The sequence below is a fragment of the Pedococcus sp. P3_C7 genome, assembly GCF_056402615.1.
In genome coordinates this window covers 643,400-660,923 of sequence record NZ_JBFUHC010000001.1, presented here as the reverse complement: position 1 = coordinate 660,923, position 17,524 = coordinate 643,400, and the positions used below count along the sequence as shown (strand labels likewise).

The following is a 17,524-nucleotide window of genomic DNA, read 5'->3' as shown; positions in this document are numbered from 1 at the left end:
CGCCGTTCCCTCGGGAGCGGCGGCAGTGTTGTAGATTGGCTGCGCTGAACATCCCGCGCGGGAGAGTCCCCGCGTGCACCCTCACGGGTCGCACGGCGGGGCGCCGAAGGGGCAAACTCCCCGGAACCTCTCAGGCGCCAGGACCGCGTGGGACAGGCACCTCTGGAGCGGCGTCCGCGCCGTGACAGAAGGGGAGGCGATCCGAGCACCCCGAGCTTCAGGAGCCTCATGTCCGCCCAGTTCACCACCGACCTGCCCGAGTTCGCCGGGCGCCACATCGGCCCGTCCGATGCCGATGTCGACGCCATGCTCGCGGCTGTCCGGCACAGTTCCCTCGATGCGCTGGTCGACCACGCCCTGCCTGCCGCGATCCGCACCGATGGCCCGCTCCGCGTGGAGCCAGCGGCGTCCGAGGCGGCCGTCGTCGATGAGCTGCGCGCCCTGGCTCGGCGCAACCAGGTGATGACCTCGATGATCGGGCTCGGCTACTACGGGACGATCACCCCGGCCGTCATCCAGCGCAACGTCCTGGAGAACCCCGCCTGGTACACGGCCTACACGCCGTACCAGCCCGAGATCTCCCAGGGCAGGCTCGAGGCGTTGCTGAACTTCCAGACGGTCGTCAGCGACCTCACCGGCCTGACCACGTCCGGGGCATCGCTGCTCGACGAGGGGACCGCGGCGGCCGAGGCCATGACGCTGATGCGTCGCTCCAGCAAGGTCGCCGCCGATGCCGTGCTCGTCGTCGACCGGCACGTCTTCCCCCAGACGCTCGCGGTGATGCAGACCCGGGCGAAGCCGCTCGGCCTCCACGTCGTCGTGGCCGACCTCGACGCGGTGGACAGCGCCGACGCGCTGCGCGCGGCAGCCGGCGACCGCGCCGTCTTCGGCGTCCTCGTGCAGTACCCCGGGGCCGACGGCGAGCTGCGCGACTGGCGCGCGCTGGCCTCCGCCGCCCACGACGCCGGCGCACTCGTGACCGCCGCTGCGGACCTGCTCGCGCTCACCCTGGCCACGGCGCCGGGGGAGTGGGGCGCCGACGTCGCCGTCGGCACCAGCCAGCGTTTCGGCGTGCCCATGGGCTTCGGCGGTCCCCACGCGGGCTACATGAGCGTGCGAGCGGGCCTGGAGCGGTCCCTGCCCGGCCGCCTCGTCGGCGTGAGCGTCGACACCGAGGGGGCACCGGCATACCGGCTGGCCCTCCAGACGCGCGAGCAGCACATCCGCCGCGAGAAGGCGACCTCCAACATCTGCACCGCCCAGGTGCTCCTGGCCGTGATGGCCTCGATGTATGCCGTCTACCACGGGCCCGCAGGTCTGGCCGCGATCGCACGGCGAGTCCACGGCCACGCCGAGACCCTGGCCGCCGGGCTGGCGACTGCGGGCATCGACGTGGTGACGACGAACTTCTTCGACACGATCACCGTGTCGGTGCCCGGCCGAGCCGACGAGGTGCTCAGCGAAGCCGCCCAGCGCGGGGTCAACGTCTGGCGCGTCGACGACGACCACGTGTCGGTCAGCATGGACGAGACCACCGACCTGCGCGACCTCGAGGCCGTCTGGAGCGCGTTCGGCGTTCCCGGACCGAACGAGGTCACCATCGCCGAGCTCTCGTGGCCCGATCACCTGGTCCGGACGAGTGACTACCTCACCCACCCGGTCTTCAGCAGCCACCACAGCGAGACCTCCATGCTGCGCTACCTGCGCCGACTGTCCGATCGTGACTTCGCGCTGGACCGCGGCATGATCCCGCTGGGCTCGTGCACGATGAAGCTCAACGCGACCACCGAGATGGTCGCCGTGACGTGGCCCGAGTTCGCGCACCTCCACCCGTTCGCACCGGCTCACCAGACCGAGGGGATCCGCGACCTGATCGCCGAGCTGTCCGACTGGCTCTGCGAGATCACCGGCTACGACGCGGTGTCGCTGCAGCCCAACGCGGGTTCGCAGGGCGAGTTCGCGGGGCTCCTGGCCATCCACGCCTACCACGAGGCGAACGGTCAGTCGCAGCGCGACATCTGCCTGATCCCCGCCAGCGCCCATGGCACCAACGCCGCCAGTGCGGTGATGGCAGGCATGAAGGTCGTGGTCGTCAAGACTGCCGCCGGCGGTGACATCGACATGGACGACCTGCGGACCAAGGTCGACCAGCACCGCGATGACCTCGCGGCCATCATGGTGACCTACCCGTCGACGCACGGCGTCTTCGAGGACACCATCACGGACTTGTGCGCCCTCGTGCACGACGCGGGTGGTCAGGTCTACGTCGACGGGGCGAACCTCAACGCGCTGGTGGGCCTGGCCCGACCCGGCAAGTTCGGCGCCGACGTCTCGCACCTGAACCTGCACAAGACGTTCTGCATCCCCCACGGTGGTGGCGGCCCGGGCGTCGGTCCGGTGGCGGTCCGCGCCCACCTGGCGCCGCACCTGCCCAACCACCCGCTGGCGGCCGAGGCCGGACCGGAGACGGGGGTCGGCCCGATCTCTGCCGCGCCCTACGGCTCGGCGAGCATCCTGCCCATCTCGTGGGCCTACGTGCGCCTCATGGGCGGTGCGGGTCTGACCCGCGCCACGCAGGTGGCCGTGCTCAACGCCAACTACATTGCCGCCCGGCTTCGCGAGCACTACCCGGTCCTTTACTCCGGCCACGACGGCGTCGTCGCCCACGAGTGCATCCTCGACCTGCGCGACCTCACCAAGCGCAGCGGGGTCAGCGTGGACGATGTGGCCAAGCGGCTCATCGACTACGGCTTCCACGCACCGACGATGTCCTTCCCGGTGGCGGGGACCCTGATGGTCGAGCCGACCGAGAGCGAGGACCGCTACGAGATCGACCGCTTCTGTGACGCGATGATCGCGATCCGTCACGAGATCGCCGAGGTCGAGTCCGGTGAGGTGGCCGTCGTCGACAGCATGCTGCGCAACGCTCCGCACACCGCCAAGGCCCTGGCTGGCAAGTGGGAGTACCCGTATGAGCGCTCCGCCGCAGCGTTCCCGGTAGGCGTGGAGGCAGCCGACAAGTACTGGCCTCCGGTGGCTCGGATCGACGGTGCCTACGGGGACCGCAACCTGGTCTGCAGCTGCCCTCCGCCCGAGGCGTTCGAGAGCTGAGAGGCATTCGAGAGCCGAGCGACCTGAGCCTGGCTCGCTAGGCCGCGGGCGCGGCCTCGTCGGTGGTGGTCACCTGCACCGACGAGCCGCGCTCGGTCTTGCGAACCACGATCTGGCTGGGAATGCGGGTGCGCAGCTCGGCGACATGGCTCACGACCCCCACGGCACGGCCGCCCTCGCGAAGGTCGTCGAGCACCGACATGACCTGCTCGAGGCTCTCGTCGTCGAGGGTGCCGAAACCCTCGTCGACGAAGAGGGTCTGCAGGTCGAACCCACCGGACTCCTCGCGGACGGCGTCGGCCAGTCCCAGCGCCAGCGCCAACGACGCCATGAACGACTCACCGCCCGACAGCGACGAGGTGTCCCGCGCCTGCCCGGTCCACAGGTCGAGCACCTCGAGCCCGAGGCCGCTGCGTGCGCCACGGGCCGCGAGGTGGTCCGTGTGCCGCAGCTGGTAGCGGCCCTCTCCCATGCCGGACAACCGCTCGTTGGCGAGGGTGGCGACCTTTTCCAGCCGGGCGGCCAGCACGAACGCCGACAACCGCATCCGGAGAGCATTGTTGGGGCTGGTACCTGCCACGGTGTCGGCGAGCTCCCGAAGCACGTGGTGCCGTGACTCGGCCTCCGTGATCTGGGCACAGCGACGTGTGAGGCTGCCGCGGACGCGTTCCAGACCGGCCAGCGTGCGCCGCACCAACGTGTCAGCCGCCACCGCAGCGGTGTAGGCCGTGTGTGCCGCGTCGCGTGCTGCTGCCAGCGAGGCCACATCGGGAACCGGCGCCTCCAGCGCGCTGAGGACGCCCGGCTCGTCGAGTGTGGTGCGCGCCACCAGGGCAGCCTCGACGTGCGCCGCCACCGCCACTCGCAAACGCGCCACCTCGGCGGCCGGGAGCAGTCCGACTCGTGCCTGGGCGGCATCGGAGAATCCCGCGGCGCGGAACGAATCGCCCGTCACTTCAACGACATCCTCGTGGTCGCGAGTCGCTCGGGACAGTTCGCGAAGGCTGGCTGCGTGGGCCGTTGCGGCGACGACCGCAGCCTCGTGGTGCGTGGTGGTCGCCTCCAACCGGTCCGGGTCAGCCAGGGTCGCGATGAGGTCCTGGTCTGCCGGACCCGGCTCGGCGCACGGGCACGAGTCGCTGTGGGCCGCCACGGCGCTCACCAGCGCCAAGTGCTCCGTCGCCAGCTCGGTGTCGAGCGCGTCGATGCGAGAGGCGGCCGCGGCCGCTTCTGCCCGCAGGCCGGCCAGCTGAGCCGTCAAGGTCTCGACGGCCGCATTGACCGACTCCACGGTCGCCCTCGCGTGGTCAAGCGTCGCGGCCGAGCTGGTCAGCTCGGCGAGGACCTGCCTGGCGTCGACGAGGGCAGCGGCCAGGGCATCCTGGTCACGATCCTCGTCGCCGAGCTGCTCGCGCAGCTGGGCGGCGGTGGCCGCGAGGCCGGCGGCCATGCGCTCCGCGGCGCCGAGCTGCGCTGCTGATGACTGCCAGGCGTCCTCTGCCGCCGCGACGTCCTCGGCGCTGACGAGGTCGCCCGAGGGCGCTGGAGACGGGTGGTCGGGCGATCCACAGACCGGGCACGGCTGGGCCTGCTCGAGCCGGCTGGCCAGCTCGCCCGCCATCGCGTCTAGCCTGGCCTGGCGGCGGTCCTGGTAGACGTCGCGCAGGTCCTGGGTGAGGGTTCGCTGGATGCCGATCGCAGACTCGGCTTCGACCTGCTGGTGGATCGTCGCATCTAGCGCCGTACGGGCTTTGAGGAGGGTGGACCCGTGGGCCACCCGCGCCGTGGCTGCCTCGACCTTGGCCGCGCTCTGCTGGGCCGTCTCCAGCGCCTCGGTCGCCTGAGCTGCCCGCTCCTGGTGGGCTGACAGCGCCGTGGTGGACCGCTCGACTCCCTGCTCGGCTGACCACAGCGTCTTCGCGAGCCGCTCGCGGGTTGCCTCGCGCGCCTTCAGCGAGGTGTGTACCCGCGCTGCGGTGGCGAGGGCGTCGCGAGCGGCGTCGAGACGGTCGACGAGGAGGTCGACGGCTGTCTGCGCGCGTCCTGTCAGTGCCCAGCGCGCAACACCCGGCTCCGTGGAGGTCGCGAGGTCCCGTGCCGACTGCAGGGCCGTCGTGACCCGCCCCAGTGCCTTGAGATCACCCTCGACGGAAGCCGCTCGCTCGCCGAGCTCGAGGCGGGCGATTCTCGCGTCGTGGGCGTCGTGCTCGGCCTCGAGTGCCGCCAAGGCGGACCGCGCGGCCAACCCGCGCCGCCGCCGCGCCGCCGTCTCGCTGGCGGTGGCGTGTGCAGTCGTCGCGGCCGCGTCGGAGAGCCGGGTGGCGTCGACGGCCGCCAGCCGCGCCGTCGACCCGGCATCGAGGGACTTCCTGGCTGCCTCGAGCGCCGACGGGAGCTCGGTGAGCGGCAGGTCGGACCAGTTGCGCGAGCCGCCATCGACCGCCGGAGCATCGGCGAGCACGTCGGCCAGCACGGCGAGATCCGAGTTCAGCGCGGAGCGGTGCTCGGCGACGAGCGTGGCGGACTCCTTGCGCTGCGCGGCGAACCACTCCTCGATGCCGGCGAAGGCCGACACGTCGAACAGCCGCTGGAGCAGCTCGCGGCGCTCCTCAGGCGTGGCACGCAGGAACGCGGCAAAGTCGCCCTGCGGCAGCAGGACGACCTTGCTGAACTGCTCGAGCCCCATGCCGAGCACGTCCTTGACGACGTCGGCGATTTCGTCGTGCCGGGTGCTGAGGGCCACCCACTGACCGCCGCGGTGCTCCCAGAGAACGGCCTTGGCCTGGACCTTGGTCTCGCCACGGCCACGCGACTTGGGCCGGTGGAACTCGGGTGAGCGCTCGATCTTGAGGCGCCGCCCGGTGGCGGTGAACTCCAGGGTGACCGAGGGAACCGTGCCGCGTTCGGCGTGGTCGCTGTGCAGCTGCTTCTTGGAGCGCGCCCCGGGGACGTCGGCATAGAGCGCGAACGCGACCGCGTCCAGCAGGCTGGTCTTCCCAGCGCCGGTGGCGCCCCGGATGAGGAACAAGCCCCCGGCGGAGACGGCGTCGAGATCCACCTCCACCGTGCCGGCGAACGGCCCGAAGGCCGTGACCTCGAGGCGATGCAGCCTCACGCCGCCCCCTCTCGCGCTGATGGCAAGCGCAGCGGCAGCTGCCCCTCGTCCTCGTGACCGGCACGACCGACGCGGACCGCCTCGACAGCCGACGCGAGCACGGCCTGCTCGTCCTGGGTGGGGCCGTGGCCGCCGCGGACGTGGGTCAGGAAGGAGCAGCAGACGTCGAGGTCGGACTCGGCCATGGTCCGCTGGGCATAGCTGCGCACCGACACGGGAGCGCCCTGCGGATCGAACTGCAGGACGAGCGTGTGGGGAAACCGTCGCCGGAGCTGCTCCATCGCGCCCAACGGACGAACCGGGTCGGTCAGGGTGACCTGGCACCAGGCGCGCTCGGCGGTCGTGTGCGCTGGATCGGTGAGCAGGCTGTCGATGTCACCGCGCAGGACGGCCAGCGAACGTTCGACGGGCGCGTCCACCGCCTCGACCTGGACTCCCGACTCGCCGACGTCGACCAACCAGTAACCCTTGGTCTGGGTGGCCTCGCTGAAGGACAGCGCCACGGGGGACCCGCTGTAGCGCACCCTGTCGCCGATCTGCTGTCGCCCGTGCAGGTGGCCGAGGGCGACGTAGTCGGTGCCAGCGAAGATCCTCGGGTGCACCGCGGACACACCACCCACGGAGATGTCACGTTCGGAGTCACTGGTCGCCCCGCCGGTCACGAACGCGTGCGCCATGACTATCGAGCGCCCGCCCCGCAGGGCCCGGTCGGCCTCCACCCTGGCCATCGCAGCCCGCAGCACGCCTGCGTGCGATCGCTCACCGGCGCCCAACGGCTCTGCCGCCACGGCGGGCTCGAGGTAGGGCACGGGGTAGACAGCGACGTCGCCGACGACGACGGGCACGCCGATCGACTGCGCCGCGGTGCGGATGTGCAGCCCGGAGCGCGCCAGCAGGTCGCTGGCGAACCCCAACCGGATGGCCGAGTCGTGATTGCCGCTGGACAGGACCACCGCGGACCCGGCGTCGATCAACCGGGTGACCGCCTGCGAGAGCAGGTCCACGGTGTCGGGCGAGGGCAGGGCGCGGTCGTAGACGTCGCCGGACACCAGCACTGCGTCGATCCCCTCGGCGCGGACCGTCTCCACCAGGTGGTCGACGAAGCTGGCCTGGGCGCCGAGCAGCCCCACCTGGTGGAACGAACGCCCCAGGTGCCAGTCGGAGGTGTGGAGGAACCGCACACCTGCAGGCTAGGAGTGCGCACCGACAGCCGTTGGCAGGCGCGCCCTGCACGTGGTTAGGTCATCACAGAGTTAGGTCATCACAGAGTTAGCTCATCACCGAGTTAGGTCTGACAGCGTCAGGTCATCAGGGCGTTGGGTCCTCCCCGCTCGGGGAGGACATCCCAGCTGCCACACCCAGGAGGTGCCGTGGGCGAAGAGGTCAACGCGCAGAGCTACACGCGCGAGCAGCGCCAGCGTTATCGCGAGAAGGTGCGCCAGAACCTCGACGTCTTCGAACGGATGCTGGCGACCAGCCAGTTCGAGTTCGACCGGCCGATGACCGGGATGGAGATAGAGCTCAACCTCGTCGACGACGCATACCAGCCGAAGTTCGCCAACGCCGAGGTGCTCGAGGCGATCGCCGACCCCGGATACCAGACCGAGCTCGCGCAGTACAACATCGAGCTCAACGTCCCGCCACGTCCGCTGCCGGGCGACTCGGCCATCGAGCTCGAGGACGAGATGCGGGCCTCGCTCAACGCGGCCAGCGCCGCGGCGGAGAAGCGTGGTGCCCACATCGTCGCCGTCGGGATCCTGCCAACGATCATGCCCGAGCACTTCGAGGGTGACTGGATCAGCGCCAACAACCGCTACACCGCGCTCAACGACTCGATCTTCTACGCCCGCGGCGAGGACATCTACCTCGACATCGAGGGCCCGACGGGGGAGCGGATAGCCACCTACTGCGACTCGATCGCCCCAGAGTCGGCCTGCACGAGCGTGCAGCTGCACCTGCAGGTCGCGCCGCAGGACTTCGCCGGACACTGGAACGCCGCCCAGGCCCTCGTCGCGCCCCAGATCGCGCTGGCCGCCAACTCGCCCTACTTCTTCGGCAAGCGGCTGCACGCCGAGACTCGCATCGAGCTGTTCAGCCAGGCCACCGACACGCGCAGCATCGAGCTGAAGAACCAGGCAGTCCGTCCCCGGGTCTTCTTCGGCGAGCGGTGGATCACCTCGATCTTCGACCTCTTCGAGGAGAACGTCCGCTACTTCCCGGCACTCCTGGCGGAGGTCAGCGACGAGGACCCGGTGGCCAAGCTCGCGGCCGGCGAGGCGCCCAACCTGGCCGAGCTGCGGCTGCACAACGGCACCGTCTACCGCTGGAACCGGCCGATCTACGACGTCGTCAACGGCACCCCGCACCTCCGTGTCGAGAACCGCGTCCTGCCGGCCGGCCCCACGCTGGTCGACGTCCTGGCCAACGCCGCCTTCTACTACGGCGTCATCCGCAAGCTCGCCTCCGACGACCGGCCGATCTGGAGCAAGATGAGCTTCGCCGCCGCGGAGCAGAACTTCCACAACGCGGCTCGCGACGGCATCGAGTCACGGCTCTACTGGCCGGGTTTCGGAGAGGTGCGCGCCGAGGAGCTGGTGCTGCGCCACCTGTTGCCGATGGCGCACGAGGGGCTCGCGGACTGGGGCGTCTCCGAGGCGGTGCGCGACCGCTACCTCTCGGTCATCGAGGGCCGCTGCAAGACGAGCACCAACGGCGCCACCTGGCAGACCGATGCCGTCGAGCGCTTCGAGCGAGCGGGAATGGACCGCCAGACGGCCCTGGCCGAGATGCTGCGCCTCTACGCCAAGCACATGCACAGCAACGAGCCGGTGCACACCTGGCCGTTGCCCTGACCATCGGCCCGACCATCGGCCTGCCCACGGCAGGGTCCGGAGCCCATCGGTGAGGTATGCCGCGGGGCCAGCCACGCGGCATACCTGCGCCTCGGGGGCCAGGGCCTCGGGCTGTCGTGCCGGGACGCTATGGTGGTGTCTGAGACCTTGACGCCCTTGACGCACCGGGAGGCACCGGATGGCACCACGCACCCGCACCACGACAGAGGTGGACGCGCTCACTGAGGCGGTGCGCACGAGGATCGAGCTGCGGGCCGCCGAGCTCGCGGCCCAGGGACGCCGCCTCGACCTCGGGGACGTCCAGGACCTGGCCGMCCGGATGCTCGCGGCCCTGCCCACCGTGCACCCGCTCGACCAGCCCCTGGGCCCGTTCTACGACACCGCCGGGCTGGTGGCTTGGCTGGGCATCTCGCGCCAGGCCCTGTTCGACAGGATCCGGCGGGGGACGGTGCTCGCCTGCCGCACCGTCGACGGTCACCTCCTCTATCCCTCGCTGCAGTTCGGGCGCAACGGAGCCGTCCGCCCCGGGATCCAGGACGCGGTGGGTGCCTTCAGCCGCAGGGGAGCGGACGGCTGGTCGATCGGCGCGTGGCTCACGACACCGTCAGCAGTTTTCGACGGGCACAGCGCGGTCGACTACCTCGTCGTGCACCGGTCCTCACCGACGGCCGTGTCCAGAGTGGCTTCGGCCGCGGTCGCCGACGCGTCCCAGTGGGCCGCGTGACATCACGCGAGCGCCCCGCGCAAGGACCGCCCCCGGCGGCCTTGGCCGGCTTCCCGGCCCACCGCGTGGACACCGACACCGACCTGTTCCGTGCCCACGGCGTGGACCTGGGGCCGTGGTGGTTCGGCAACGACGGCAGCGGGCGGTTCGACCTGTCCCCACCGCGCGGCACGTGCTACGTCGCCCTCGACCCTCTCAGCGCCCTCCGCGAACGCCTGGGCCCTGTCCTGGGTGGCTCACAGGCGGTGCCCGAGGGCCTGCTGGAGGCGTCCGTCGTGTCGCGGTTGCGGCTCACGGCGGCCCGCGAGGTTGCCGATGTGCAGGATGGTCGAGCAGCGCCGTTCGGCGTCACCCGCGAGCTGGAGTCGATGGTTCCGTATGCCGTGCCACAGGCTTGGGCGCGCGCCTTGGACGAGGCGGGTAGTGGGGGAGTGAAGTACGGGCCGCGCTTCACCCCGGGCGACTCCAGTGCCCTTGCCCTCTTCGACGCCGCCGGGGCGGCGGACTGGCCGGTCGACCCCGACCCCCTTCCGGCGCAACAGGTTCCCGGGGCGCCGACGTCGTTGCCGACTCCGCGACGTGCTGACCTCACCGTCGTGCGGCCACCGCGGACTCGCACCACGCGCGACTGACCCGGCGCCGGTCGTCAACCGTCGTCAAGGCCGTCGCTGCCGTCTGTGCGGTGGGTGCCGTCCGTGTCGTCAGTGGCCGGCGACGGCCGGGCCGTGGTTCCAGACCCGGATGGCGGGCTGCTCGCGGTCGAACTGCAGCACGCTGACCGAACCGGCGTCGAGCAGGAGCTGAGCGCCGAGCCGCGGCTCCTGGCGCAGGAAGACGCTGGCCAGCACCCGCAGGCAGTGGCCGTGCCCGACCAGGGCCACGTCGCCCTCCGCCATCGCGGCCATGGCGCGCTTGACGACGCGTGAGGCGCGGGCGGCGACCTCCTCCACGGTCTCGCCAGGGGTGTCCCCAGTCGGCACGCCGTCGCGGAACACGGTCCAGTCGTAGCCGAGCTGCTCGCGGATCTGGGCCGTCGTCAGCCCTTCGTAGCCGCCGTAGTCCCACTCGAGCAGGTCGTCGTCCACCTCGGGCGTCAGACCGGCGAGCTCGGCGGTGCGCCGCGCTCGCTGCAACGAGGAGCTGAGGGCCAGCACGAAGTCGTAGTCGGCGACGAGCCTCCCCGACTGCCGGGCCAGCTCCTCGCCGTGCGACGTGAGCGGGATGTCGGTCCGTCCGGTGTGCCGCCCGGACTTCGACCACTCGGTCTCGCCGTGCCGCAGCAGGACGAGGCGGCCGGCCGGTGGCGCTGGCGCAGAGGTCACGGAGCAAGCATGACAGAGTGGGCGCATGCGCCTGAGGTACCGGTTGCTCAACGTCTTCGCCCTTGCCTCCGACCCGTTCTCGGGCAACCCGCTGTGCGTCTTCGAGGACGGCTTGGGCCTGTCGGAGGACCAGCTGCAGGGCCTGGCCCGACAGTTCAACCTGTCCGAGACGACGTTCCTCGTCCCACCGCGCGATGGGGCGGACGCTGGGGTGCGCATCTTCACGACGTCCTTCGAGATGCCCTTCGCCGGGCATCCGACCCTCGGCACCGCCCACGTCGCCCGAGACCTCCACGGACGCGGCGACCAGCTCGGTCTGTCCATGCCGGCAGGGGTCATCCCGGTGGAGGCCGACGGTGACCGCTGGACACTGACCGCGAACACCGGCCGGGTCGAGGCCGAGCTCGCCATCGAGGACCTTGCGCAGGCCATCGGACTCGGGGCGGCTGACCTCGTCGGACCGGTGCAGCAGGTGAGTGTCGGGACGTCCCAGGTCATCGCCCAGGCCACCTCGGTCGACGCCGTGCGCCGGGCACGAGTCCGGCCCGAGCTGCTAGCCCGGTATGCCGGGATGGGCGCCAAGGGTGGCGAGACCCTCGTCTACGTGTGGTCGGCGGCGGGGGAGGGGCAGATCGAGGCGCGAGCCCTGATCAGCGACGGCGACGCCGTCTCGGAGGATCCCGCCACGGGCTCGGCCTGCTCCAACCTCGGCGCGTGGTTCGTGGGTCAGGGTCGATCGGGTCGGTGGTCGGTGAGCCAGGGCGCCCAGGTCGGGCGGCCGTCGCTCCTCGAGTTGACCGTGGATGACAACGGCACGGTCCGGGTGGGCGGGCTGGTGCGTCCGGTGGGCTCCGGAGAGGTCGAGCTCTGATGCCCGGCTACGTCGTGTTCCTGCGGGCGGTGAACGTCGGCAAGCGACAGCTGAAAATGGCGGACGCCCGGAAAGTACTGTCCGACAACGGTTTCGGCGACGTCGAGACCTACATCCAGACCGGCAACGTCTTCGTCACGACCCCGATGCGAAGCGTCCCGAAGGTCGAGGCCGAGGTCGGTCGGCTCCTCGGTGAGTCCGCGGGCTTCGACATCGTCGCGATCGCCAGGAAGGCCGCGGAGCTGCCGGTGCTCGTGCAGGCGGTCGACGGCATACCCGATCAGCTGCCGCACGAGGCCAGCCGGTATGTCAGCTTCTGCGTTACGGCGCCCACCGCTGCCGCGACCACGGAGCTGCAGGCGTGGGAGGTCGAGGGAGAGCGCGCCACCGTCATCGGCAAGGATGTCCTCCTGGAGTTGTCCGTGCCGTTCAACGAGTTGAAGCTGACCGGCGCCCGCATCGAGAAGATCCTCGGGATCCCGGGCACGGCCCGGAACCTGACCGTCGTCCGCGCCCTGGCGCAGAAATGGGGAACCTGAATGGCCGAAGAGACTGGTGGCACCGGACTGGGACATCGCTCGGTGAGCATGGAACGGGTCTCCAAGGGTGTCTTCGAGGTGACCAACGTGCGCGGCGGCACGATGCGCATCGGGGGAGGGGACAACGCCGACTTCACGCCCGTCGAGCTGCTGCTCACCGCCATTGCCGGGTGCAGCGCCGTGGACGTCGACTTCATCACCGTCAAGCGGGCCGAGCCCGAGGGCTTCACCGTCACGGCCGAGGGCGACAAGCTCCGGGACGACAACGGCAACCACCTGGGCGACATCAAGGTCCGCTTCTCGGTGACCTTTCCCGAGGGGGAGGCGGGTGACAGCGCGCGCGACATGCTGCCCAAGGCGATTGCCATGTCGCACGACCGGTTGTGCACGGTGAGTCGCACCGTCGTGATCGGCACGCCGATCGACAGCGGAGTCGCAGAGGGCTAAGGACGTCCTGGGACGTCGTAGCGCAGGAAGACCACGCCGTCCCGGAAGGTGTGCTGCTCGGCCAGGACCAGCTCCGCGCGGTGCTGTCGAGGCAGGGCCGGGGTGCCACCACCGACCGAGACCGGATGTAGGTACAGCGCGACTTCGTCGACGAGACCGGCCCTGAGGGCTTCGGCCGCCAGGGTGGGCCCCCCGATGCTGAGGTCCGCGGCAGCCGTCGCCTTGCGGTGCCGGACCGCCTCTGCATCGAACTCGGCGACCAGCTCGGTGCGCGGGGTGTCGACCCCGGCGAGGGACCGTGAGTGGACGACCTTGTCTGCGGCCTGCCAGATCCGCCGGTAGTCGGCGGAGGCCGGCGAGGCGTCGTCGGCGTCGTGGTCCGCGGTTGCCCAGTACCTCATCACGTCCCACATCCGACGGCCGTAGAGGTAGGTCCCGACCGGCCGCTCACGCTCGTTGACGAAGGAGTGCACCTCCTCGCTCGGGGCGGCCCAGTCGAAGCTGCCCGAGACGTCGACGACGTATCCGTCGAGCGAGGCGATGGCCGTGTAACGCAGGCGGGCCATGGCCGACGCTCAGGCGAGGCCGTCGCGCGCCGCCGTGAAGGCCGACACGCACGTACGCACGTCGTCCTCCGAGTGCCCGGCGGACAGCTGCACGCGGATGCGCGCCTTGCCCTGCGGGACCACGGGGTAGGAGAAGGCGATCACGTAGACGCCCTGCTCGAGCATGGCGTCGGCAACCTGCGCGGCCAGCCGGGCGCCGTCCTCACCGGGGAACATGACGGGGGTGATCGGGTGCTCGCCGGGCAGGAGGGTGAACCCTGCCTTGGTCATCAGGGCGCGGAACAGCTCGGTGTTGGAGCGCAACCGGGCGCGCGCCTCCTGGGAACCCGCCGCGATCTCCAGCGCCTTGAGCGAGCCCGCGGCAACGCTCGGGGCCACCGCGTTGGAGAAGAGGTAGGGCCGCGAACGCTGGCGCAGCAGGTCGACGATCTCCTGGTGGGCACTGACGTAGCCGCCGGAGGCGCCTCCGAGGGCCTTGCCCAGCGTCCCGGTGACGATGTCGACGCGGTCCATCACGCCGAACCGCTCCGGGGTGCCCCGACCGCCGTCGCCGACGAACCCGACCGCATGGCTGTCGTCGACCAGGACCATGGCACCGAACTCGTCGGCCAGGTCGCAGATCTGGTCGAGCGGGGCGAGGAACCCGTCCATGGAGAAGACGCCGTCGGTGACGATGACCGTGCGCCGCGCGCCCCCTTCGGCGGCGGCCTCGAGCTGCGTGCGCAGGTCGGTCATGTCGGCGTTCTTGTAGCGGAACCGCTTGGCCTTGGACAGGCGGATGCCGTCGATGATCGAGGCGTGGTTCAGCTCGTCGGAGACGATCGCGTCCTGCGCCCCGAAGAGCACCTCGAACACTCCGCCGTTGGCGTCGAAGCAGGACGAGTAGAGGATGGTGTCCTCCATCTGGAGGAAGTCCGAGATCGCCCGCTCCAGGTGCTTGTGCAGCTCCTGCGTGCCGCAGATGAACCGCACGCTGGCCATGCCGAATCCCCAGTCCTGCAACGCTTTTGCGGCTGCAGCCTCAACATCGGGGTGGTCGGCCAGGCCCAGGTAGTTGTTCGCGCAGAAGTTGAGCGCTGCCGACCGCAGCCCGTCTGCTCGGGCTGTCGTGATGTGGGCGGACTGCGGCGAGCTCAGCTCGCGCTCGTGCTTGTACAGCCCGGCGTCAGCGATCTCCCGCAACGTCGTGGCCAGCTCGTCCTTCACGGTGCCGTACATCCGGTCAGCTCCAATCCATGATGACCTTGCCGCACTGACCCGAACGGGCCGCGGCGAAGGCGTCCTGCCACTGTTCGGCAGGGAGGCGGTGGGTGATCACCGAGGCGATCCGGTCGCGCAGCACCGGTGAGTTGCCGAGCATCGAGCTCATGGCGTACCAGGTGTCGTACATCTCGCGCCCGTAGATCCCCTTGATGGTGATCATGTGGGTGATGACCCGGCCCCAGTCGATGGGGAAGGGATCCTTGGGCAGGCCGAGCATCGCCACGCGGCCGCCGTGGTTCATGTGCGCCAGCATGTCCTCGACGGCACTCGGCACTCCGGACATCTCGAGACCGATGTCGAAGCCCTCCTTCATGCCCAGCGACCTCATGGCCTCGCCCAGGTCGGAGGTGCGGACGTTGACGACGAGGTCGGCTCCGGCGTTCTTGGCCAGGTCCAGCCGGTAGTCGCTCAGGTCGGTGACGACGACGTGTCGGGCTCCCACGTGGCGCGCCAGCGCGGCAGCCATCACGCCGATCGGTCCTGCGCCCGTGATGACGACGTCCTCCCCGGCCATGGGGAACGACAGCGCCGTGTGGGTGGCGTTGCCCAGGGGGTCGAACACCGCACCCAGGTCGGGGTCGAGGTCATCGGGCTGGACCCACACGTTCGGGGCCGGGATCACCACGAAGTCGGCGAAGGCCCCGTCGCGGTTCACGCCGATTCCCTTGGTGTGGATGCACATGTGGCGCCGCCCAGCCCGACAGTTGCGACAGGTCCCGCAGACGATGTGTCCCTCGCCGGAAGCACGCTGCCCGACCCTCACCGAGTCGACGTCCTCACCGACCTCGACGACCTCGCCGTAGAACTCGTGTCCGATGGTCATCGGCGCTGTGACGGTGGATGCCGCCCAGTCGTCCCACTGCTCGAGGTGCAGGTCGGTGCCGCACAGACCCGCCCGCTGGACGCGGATCTTCACGTCCGTGGGTCCGGGCTGTGGTTCCGGCACGTCCTTGAGCTCGAGTCCGGGGCCGGCATGGGTCTTCACGAGTGCTCGCACGCCGAACAACATAGTCGGCTGGCGGAAAGGGGAGGTATGCCGCGTGGCTGCGCCGCGTGCGCGCAGGCGCTACCACGCGGCATACAGTCACCCCATGGCCCGCTATCTCGACGTCCACCCCGTTGACCCGCAGCCACGGGCGATCGGGCAGGCGGTGGCGCTGATCCGGGACGGAGGGCTGGTGGCCTACCCGACGGACTCGGGCTACGCACTCGGGTGCGCCCTGGGCAACCAGGAGGGCAAGGAGCGGATCGTGCGGATCCGGCACCTCGACGACAAGCACCACTTCACCTTGGTGTGCGCCGACTTCGCCCAGCTCGGGCAGCTGGTGCACATCGACAACCGGGTGTTCCGCGCCATCAAGGCCGCGACCCCCGGGCCTTACACGTTCATCCTCCCGGCCACGAAGGAAGTGCCACGGAGGCTGCTGCACCCCAAGAAGAAGACGGTCGGCGTGAGGATCCCGGACAACCGCGTCGTTCAGGCGCTCCTGGCCGAGCTGGGGGAGCCGATGCTGTCGAGCACGCTGATCCTGCCCGAGGAGACGGCGCCGATGACCGAGGGCTGGCTGGTCAAGGAGGAGCTCGACCTCCAGGTCGACGCGGTGATCGACGCGGGGGAGTGTGGCACCGACCCGACGACGGTGATCGACTACTCCGACGGGACCCCCGAGGTGACCCGCGTGGGCGCGGGAGACCCGACGCCGTTCGAGTAGACAGATGTTCGAACGGGGGAGTGCGAGAGGGGTGCTCGCCCCCTACATCTCCTCGTGGGTGTCCGGGTCGCCGCCGAACAGGCGTCCGTCCTCGCGGCCGAGGGCGGTGATCGCAGCCATCTCGGCCTGCGTGAGCTCGAAGCCGAAGACGTCGAGGTTCTGTCGCTGTCGTTCAGGCGTGGCGGACTTGGGCAGGGGTAGCGACCCCAGCTGGACGTGCCAGCGCAGGATCACCTGACCCGGGGCGACCCCGTGCGCAGCTGCCGCATCGGCCACCGGCGGCGCGTCGAAGGGCGCCTGCCGCTTGCCCATCGGGCTCCACGCCTGGGTGCGGATCCCCAGCTCCTCGTGGAGGGTGCGCATCTGTTGCTGGGGGAAGTACGGGTGCAGCTCGATCTGGTTCACCGCCGGCGTCACGCCGGTCTCGTCGATGATCCGGCGCAGGTGCTGCGCCGTGAAGTTGCTGACGCCGACGGTGCGGACCAGGCCCTCGCGTCGGGCGTCGACCAGCGCCTCCCAGGCCTGCGGATACAGGTCCTGGCTGGGGTTCGGCCAGTGGATGAGGGCCACGTCGAGCCGGTCGACACCCAGTCGGTCCGCAGAGTCCCGAAGCGACTCCAGCGCCAGGGACTTCGCGTGGAAGCGGCCGGGGATCTTGGTGGCGATGGCGACGTCCTCACGGGGGACTCCCGATCGACGCAGGGCCTCGCCGACTTCTTCCTCGTTGCCGTAGTTGACCGCCGTGTCGAGCAGTCGGTAACCGGCTTCGAGGGCGCTGACCATCGCGTCGATGCCATCGGCGCCCTTGAGCGGATAGGTGCCGAAGCCGATGGCCGGCAACGACGTGCCGTCGTTGAGGGAGTAGGTGGTGTCGCCGGCGGTCGGTGTGTCAGTGCCCATGGCACCACCGTAGGGGTGGCTTCCAGAATCCCTAGATTGACATAATGTCGATTATCGGCGTTTATCCTTCACACTGGACCAGCCGATCAAGGTGCTCGATGG

The 17,524-nt window shown here is 70.3% G+C and carries 15 protein-coding genes and 1 riboswitch; of the genes, 8 read left to right on the top strand and 7 right to left on the bottom strand.

What is annotated here, in order from left to right:
• Positions 1-48 precede the first annotated feature (48 nt).
• Positions 49-156: riboswitch (glycine riboswitch) on the top strand.
• 72 nt (positions 157-228) lie between these two features.
• Complete coding sequence (gene gcvP, locus AC1DS4_RS03100; protein ID WP_477612978.1) at positions 229-3,111, top strand: aminomethyl-transferring glycine dehydrogenase; 2,883 nt, start codon at positions 229-231, stop codon at positions 3,109-3,111.
• Between the two features lie 37 nt (positions 3,112-3,148).
• Here the strand turns inward: gcvP and AC1DS4_RS03095 are convergent, their stop codons facing one another.
• Positions 3,149-6,226, bottom strand: a complete 3,078-nt coding sequence (locus AC1DS4_RS03095) for an AAA family ATPase (protein WP_477612977.1) — start codon at positions 6,224-6,226, stop codon at positions 3,149-3,151.
• Entirely contained in the window at positions 6,223-7,407 is a 1,185-nt protein-coding gene (locus AC1DS4_RS03090) for an exonuclease SbcCD subunit D (protein ID WP_477612976.1), read from the bottom strand. Before AC1DS4_RS03090 ends, AC1DS4_RS03095 begins: the two co-directional genes overlap by 4 nt.
• A gap of 189 nt (positions 7,408-7,596) precedes the next feature.
• On the opposite strand from AC1DS4_RS03090, the gene AC1DS4_RS03085 reads away from it, so the two are divergent.
• From AC1DS4_RS03085 to AC1DS4_RS03075, 3 genes are all read left to right on the top strand, one after another.
• A complete protein-coding gene (locus AC1DS4_RS03085) occupies positions 7,597-9,078 on the top strand; it encodes a glutamate-cysteine ligase family protein (protein WP_477612975.1) in 1,482 nt (493 codons plus the stop codon).
• Positions 9,079-9,256: 178 nt separating this feature from the next.
• Positions 9,257-9,802: a hypothetical protein gene (locus AC1DS4_RS03080; RefSeq protein ID WP_477645986.1), complete on the top strand. Its 546-nt coding sequence runs from the start codon at positions 9,257-9,259 to the stop codon at positions 9,800-9,802.
• Positions 9,799-10,434, top strand: coding sequence for an RES family NAD+ phosphorylase (locus AC1DS4_RS03075; protein ID WP_477612973.1), 636 nt, complete (start codon positions 9,799-9,801; stop codon positions 10,432-10,434). Before AC1DS4_RS03080 ends, AC1DS4_RS03075 begins: the two co-directional genes overlap by 4 nt.
• A 69-nt stretch (positions 10,435-10,503) precedes the next feature.
• On the opposite strand, the gene AC1DS4_RS03070 is transcribed toward AC1DS4_RS03075, so the two are convergent.
• Positions 10,504-11,124 (bottom strand): histidine phosphatase family protein, encoded by a 621-nt coding sequence (locus AC1DS4_RS03070; protein ID WP_477612972.1) that lies wholly within the window; start codon positions 11,122-11,124, stop codon positions 10,504-10,506.
• Positions 11,125-11,149: 25 nt separating this feature from the next.
• Between AC1DS4_RS03070 and AC1DS4_RS03065 the strand changes: the two genes are divergently transcribed.
• Genes AC1DS4_RS03065 through AC1DS4_RS03055 form a run of 3 tightly spaced genes read left to right on the top strand, consistent with a single transcriptional unit; the run spans position 11,150 to position 12,981 of the window.
• A complete protein-coding gene (locus tag AC1DS4_RS03065) occupies positions 11,150-11,995 on the top strand; it encodes a PhzF family phenazine biosynthesis protein (RefSeq protein ID WP_477612971.1) in 846 nt (281 codons plus the stop codon).
• Positions 11,995-12,534 (top strand): DUF1697 domain-containing protein, encoded by a 540-nt coding sequence (locus tag AC1DS4_RS03060; RefSeq protein ID WP_477612970.1) that lies wholly within the window; start codon positions 11,995-11,997, stop codon positions 12,532-12,534. The genes AC1DS4_RS03065 and AC1DS4_RS03060 overlap by 1 nt, the downstream gene beginning before the upstream one ends.
• Positions 12,535-12,981 (top strand): OsmC family protein, encoded by a 447-nt coding sequence (locus AC1DS4_RS03055; protein ID WP_477612969.1) that lies wholly within the window; start codon positions 12,535-12,537, stop codon positions 12,979-12,981.
• Here AC1DS4_RS03055 and AC1DS4_RS03050 read toward each other — a convergent pair.
• Genes AC1DS4_RS03050 through tdh form a run of 3 tightly spaced genes read right to left on the bottom strand, consistent with a single transcriptional unit; the run spans position 12,978 to position 15,807 of the window.
• On the bottom strand, positions 12,978-13,547 hold the full coding sequence (locus AC1DS4_RS03050) for a dihydrofolate reductase family protein (RefSeq protein ID WP_477612968.1): 570 nt from the start codon (positions 13,545-13,547) through the stop codon (positions 12,978-12,980). The genes AC1DS4_RS03055 and AC1DS4_RS03050 overlap by 4 nt on opposite strands.
• Before the next feature lie 9 nt (positions 13,548-13,556).
• Positions 13,557-14,765 carry a glycine C-acetyltransferase gene (locus AC1DS4_RS03045; RefSeq protein ID WP_477612967.1) on the bottom strand — a complete coding sequence of 403 codons (1,209 nt, stop codon included), beginning with the start codon at positions 14,763-14,765 and terminating at the stop codon, positions 13,557-13,559.
• A 4-nt stretch (positions 14,766-14,769) separates the two neighbouring features.
• Positions 14,770-15,807: an L-threonine 3-dehydrogenase gene (gene tdh / locus AC1DS4_RS03040; protein WP_477612966.1), complete on the bottom strand. Its 1,038-nt coding sequence runs from the start codon at positions 15,805-15,807 to the stop codon at positions 14,770-14,772.
• 94 nt (positions 15,808-15,901) lie between these two features.
• Between tdh and AC1DS4_RS03035 the strand changes: the two genes are divergently transcribed.
• The gene (locus AC1DS4_RS03035; RefSeq protein ID WP_477612965.1) at positions 15,902-16,522 is read left to right on the top strand and encodes an L-threonylcarbamoyladenylate synthase; all 621 of its coding nucleotides are present in this window, start codon (positions 15,902-15,904) and stop codon (positions 16,520-16,522) included.
• Positions 16,523-16,564: 42 nt separating this feature from the next.
• On the opposite strand, the gene AC1DS4_RS03030 is transcribed toward AC1DS4_RS03035, so the two are convergent.
• The gene (locus AC1DS4_RS03030) at positions 16,565-17,422 is read right to left on the bottom strand and encodes an aldo/keto reductase (RefSeq protein WP_477612964.1); all 858 of its coding nucleotides are present in this window, start codon (positions 17,420-17,422) and stop codon (positions 16,565-16,567) included.
• Positions 17,423-17,524 lie beyond the last annotated feature (102 nt).

Coding starts and splice junctions, on each gene's coding strand:
- AC1DS4_RS03050 (WP_477612968.1), bottom strand. CDS start 13,547: ATGGCCCGCCTGCGTTACACGGCCATCGCCTCGCTCGACGGATACGTC.
- AC1DS4_RS03045 (WP_477612967.1), bottom strand. CDS start 14,765: ATGTACGGCACCGTGAAGGACGAGCTGGCCACGACGTTGCGGGAGATC.
- AC1DS4_RS03035 (WP_477612965.1), top strand. CDS start 15,902: ATGGCCCGCTATCTCGACGTCCACCCCGTTGACCCGCAGCCACGGGCG.
- AC1DS4_RS03030 (WP_477612964.1), bottom strand. CDS start 17,422: ATGGGCACTGACACACCGACCGCCGGCGACACCACCTACTCCCTCAAC.
- gcvP (WP_477612978.1), top strand. CDS start 229: ATGTCCGCCCAGTTCACCACCGACCTGCCCGAGTTCGCCGGGCGCCAC.
- AC1DS4_RS03055 (WP_477612969.1), top strand. CDS start 12,535: ATGGCCGAAGAGACTGGTGGCACCGGACTGGGACATCGCTCGGTGAGC.
- AC1DS4_RS03060 (WP_477612970.1), top strand. CDS start 11,995: ATGCCCGGCTACGTCGTGTTCCTGCGGGCGGTGAACGTCGGCAAGCGA.
- AC1DS4_RS03065 (WP_477612971.1), top strand. CDS start 11,150: ATGCGCCTGAGGTACCGGTTGCTCAACGTCTTCGCCCTTGCCTCCGAC.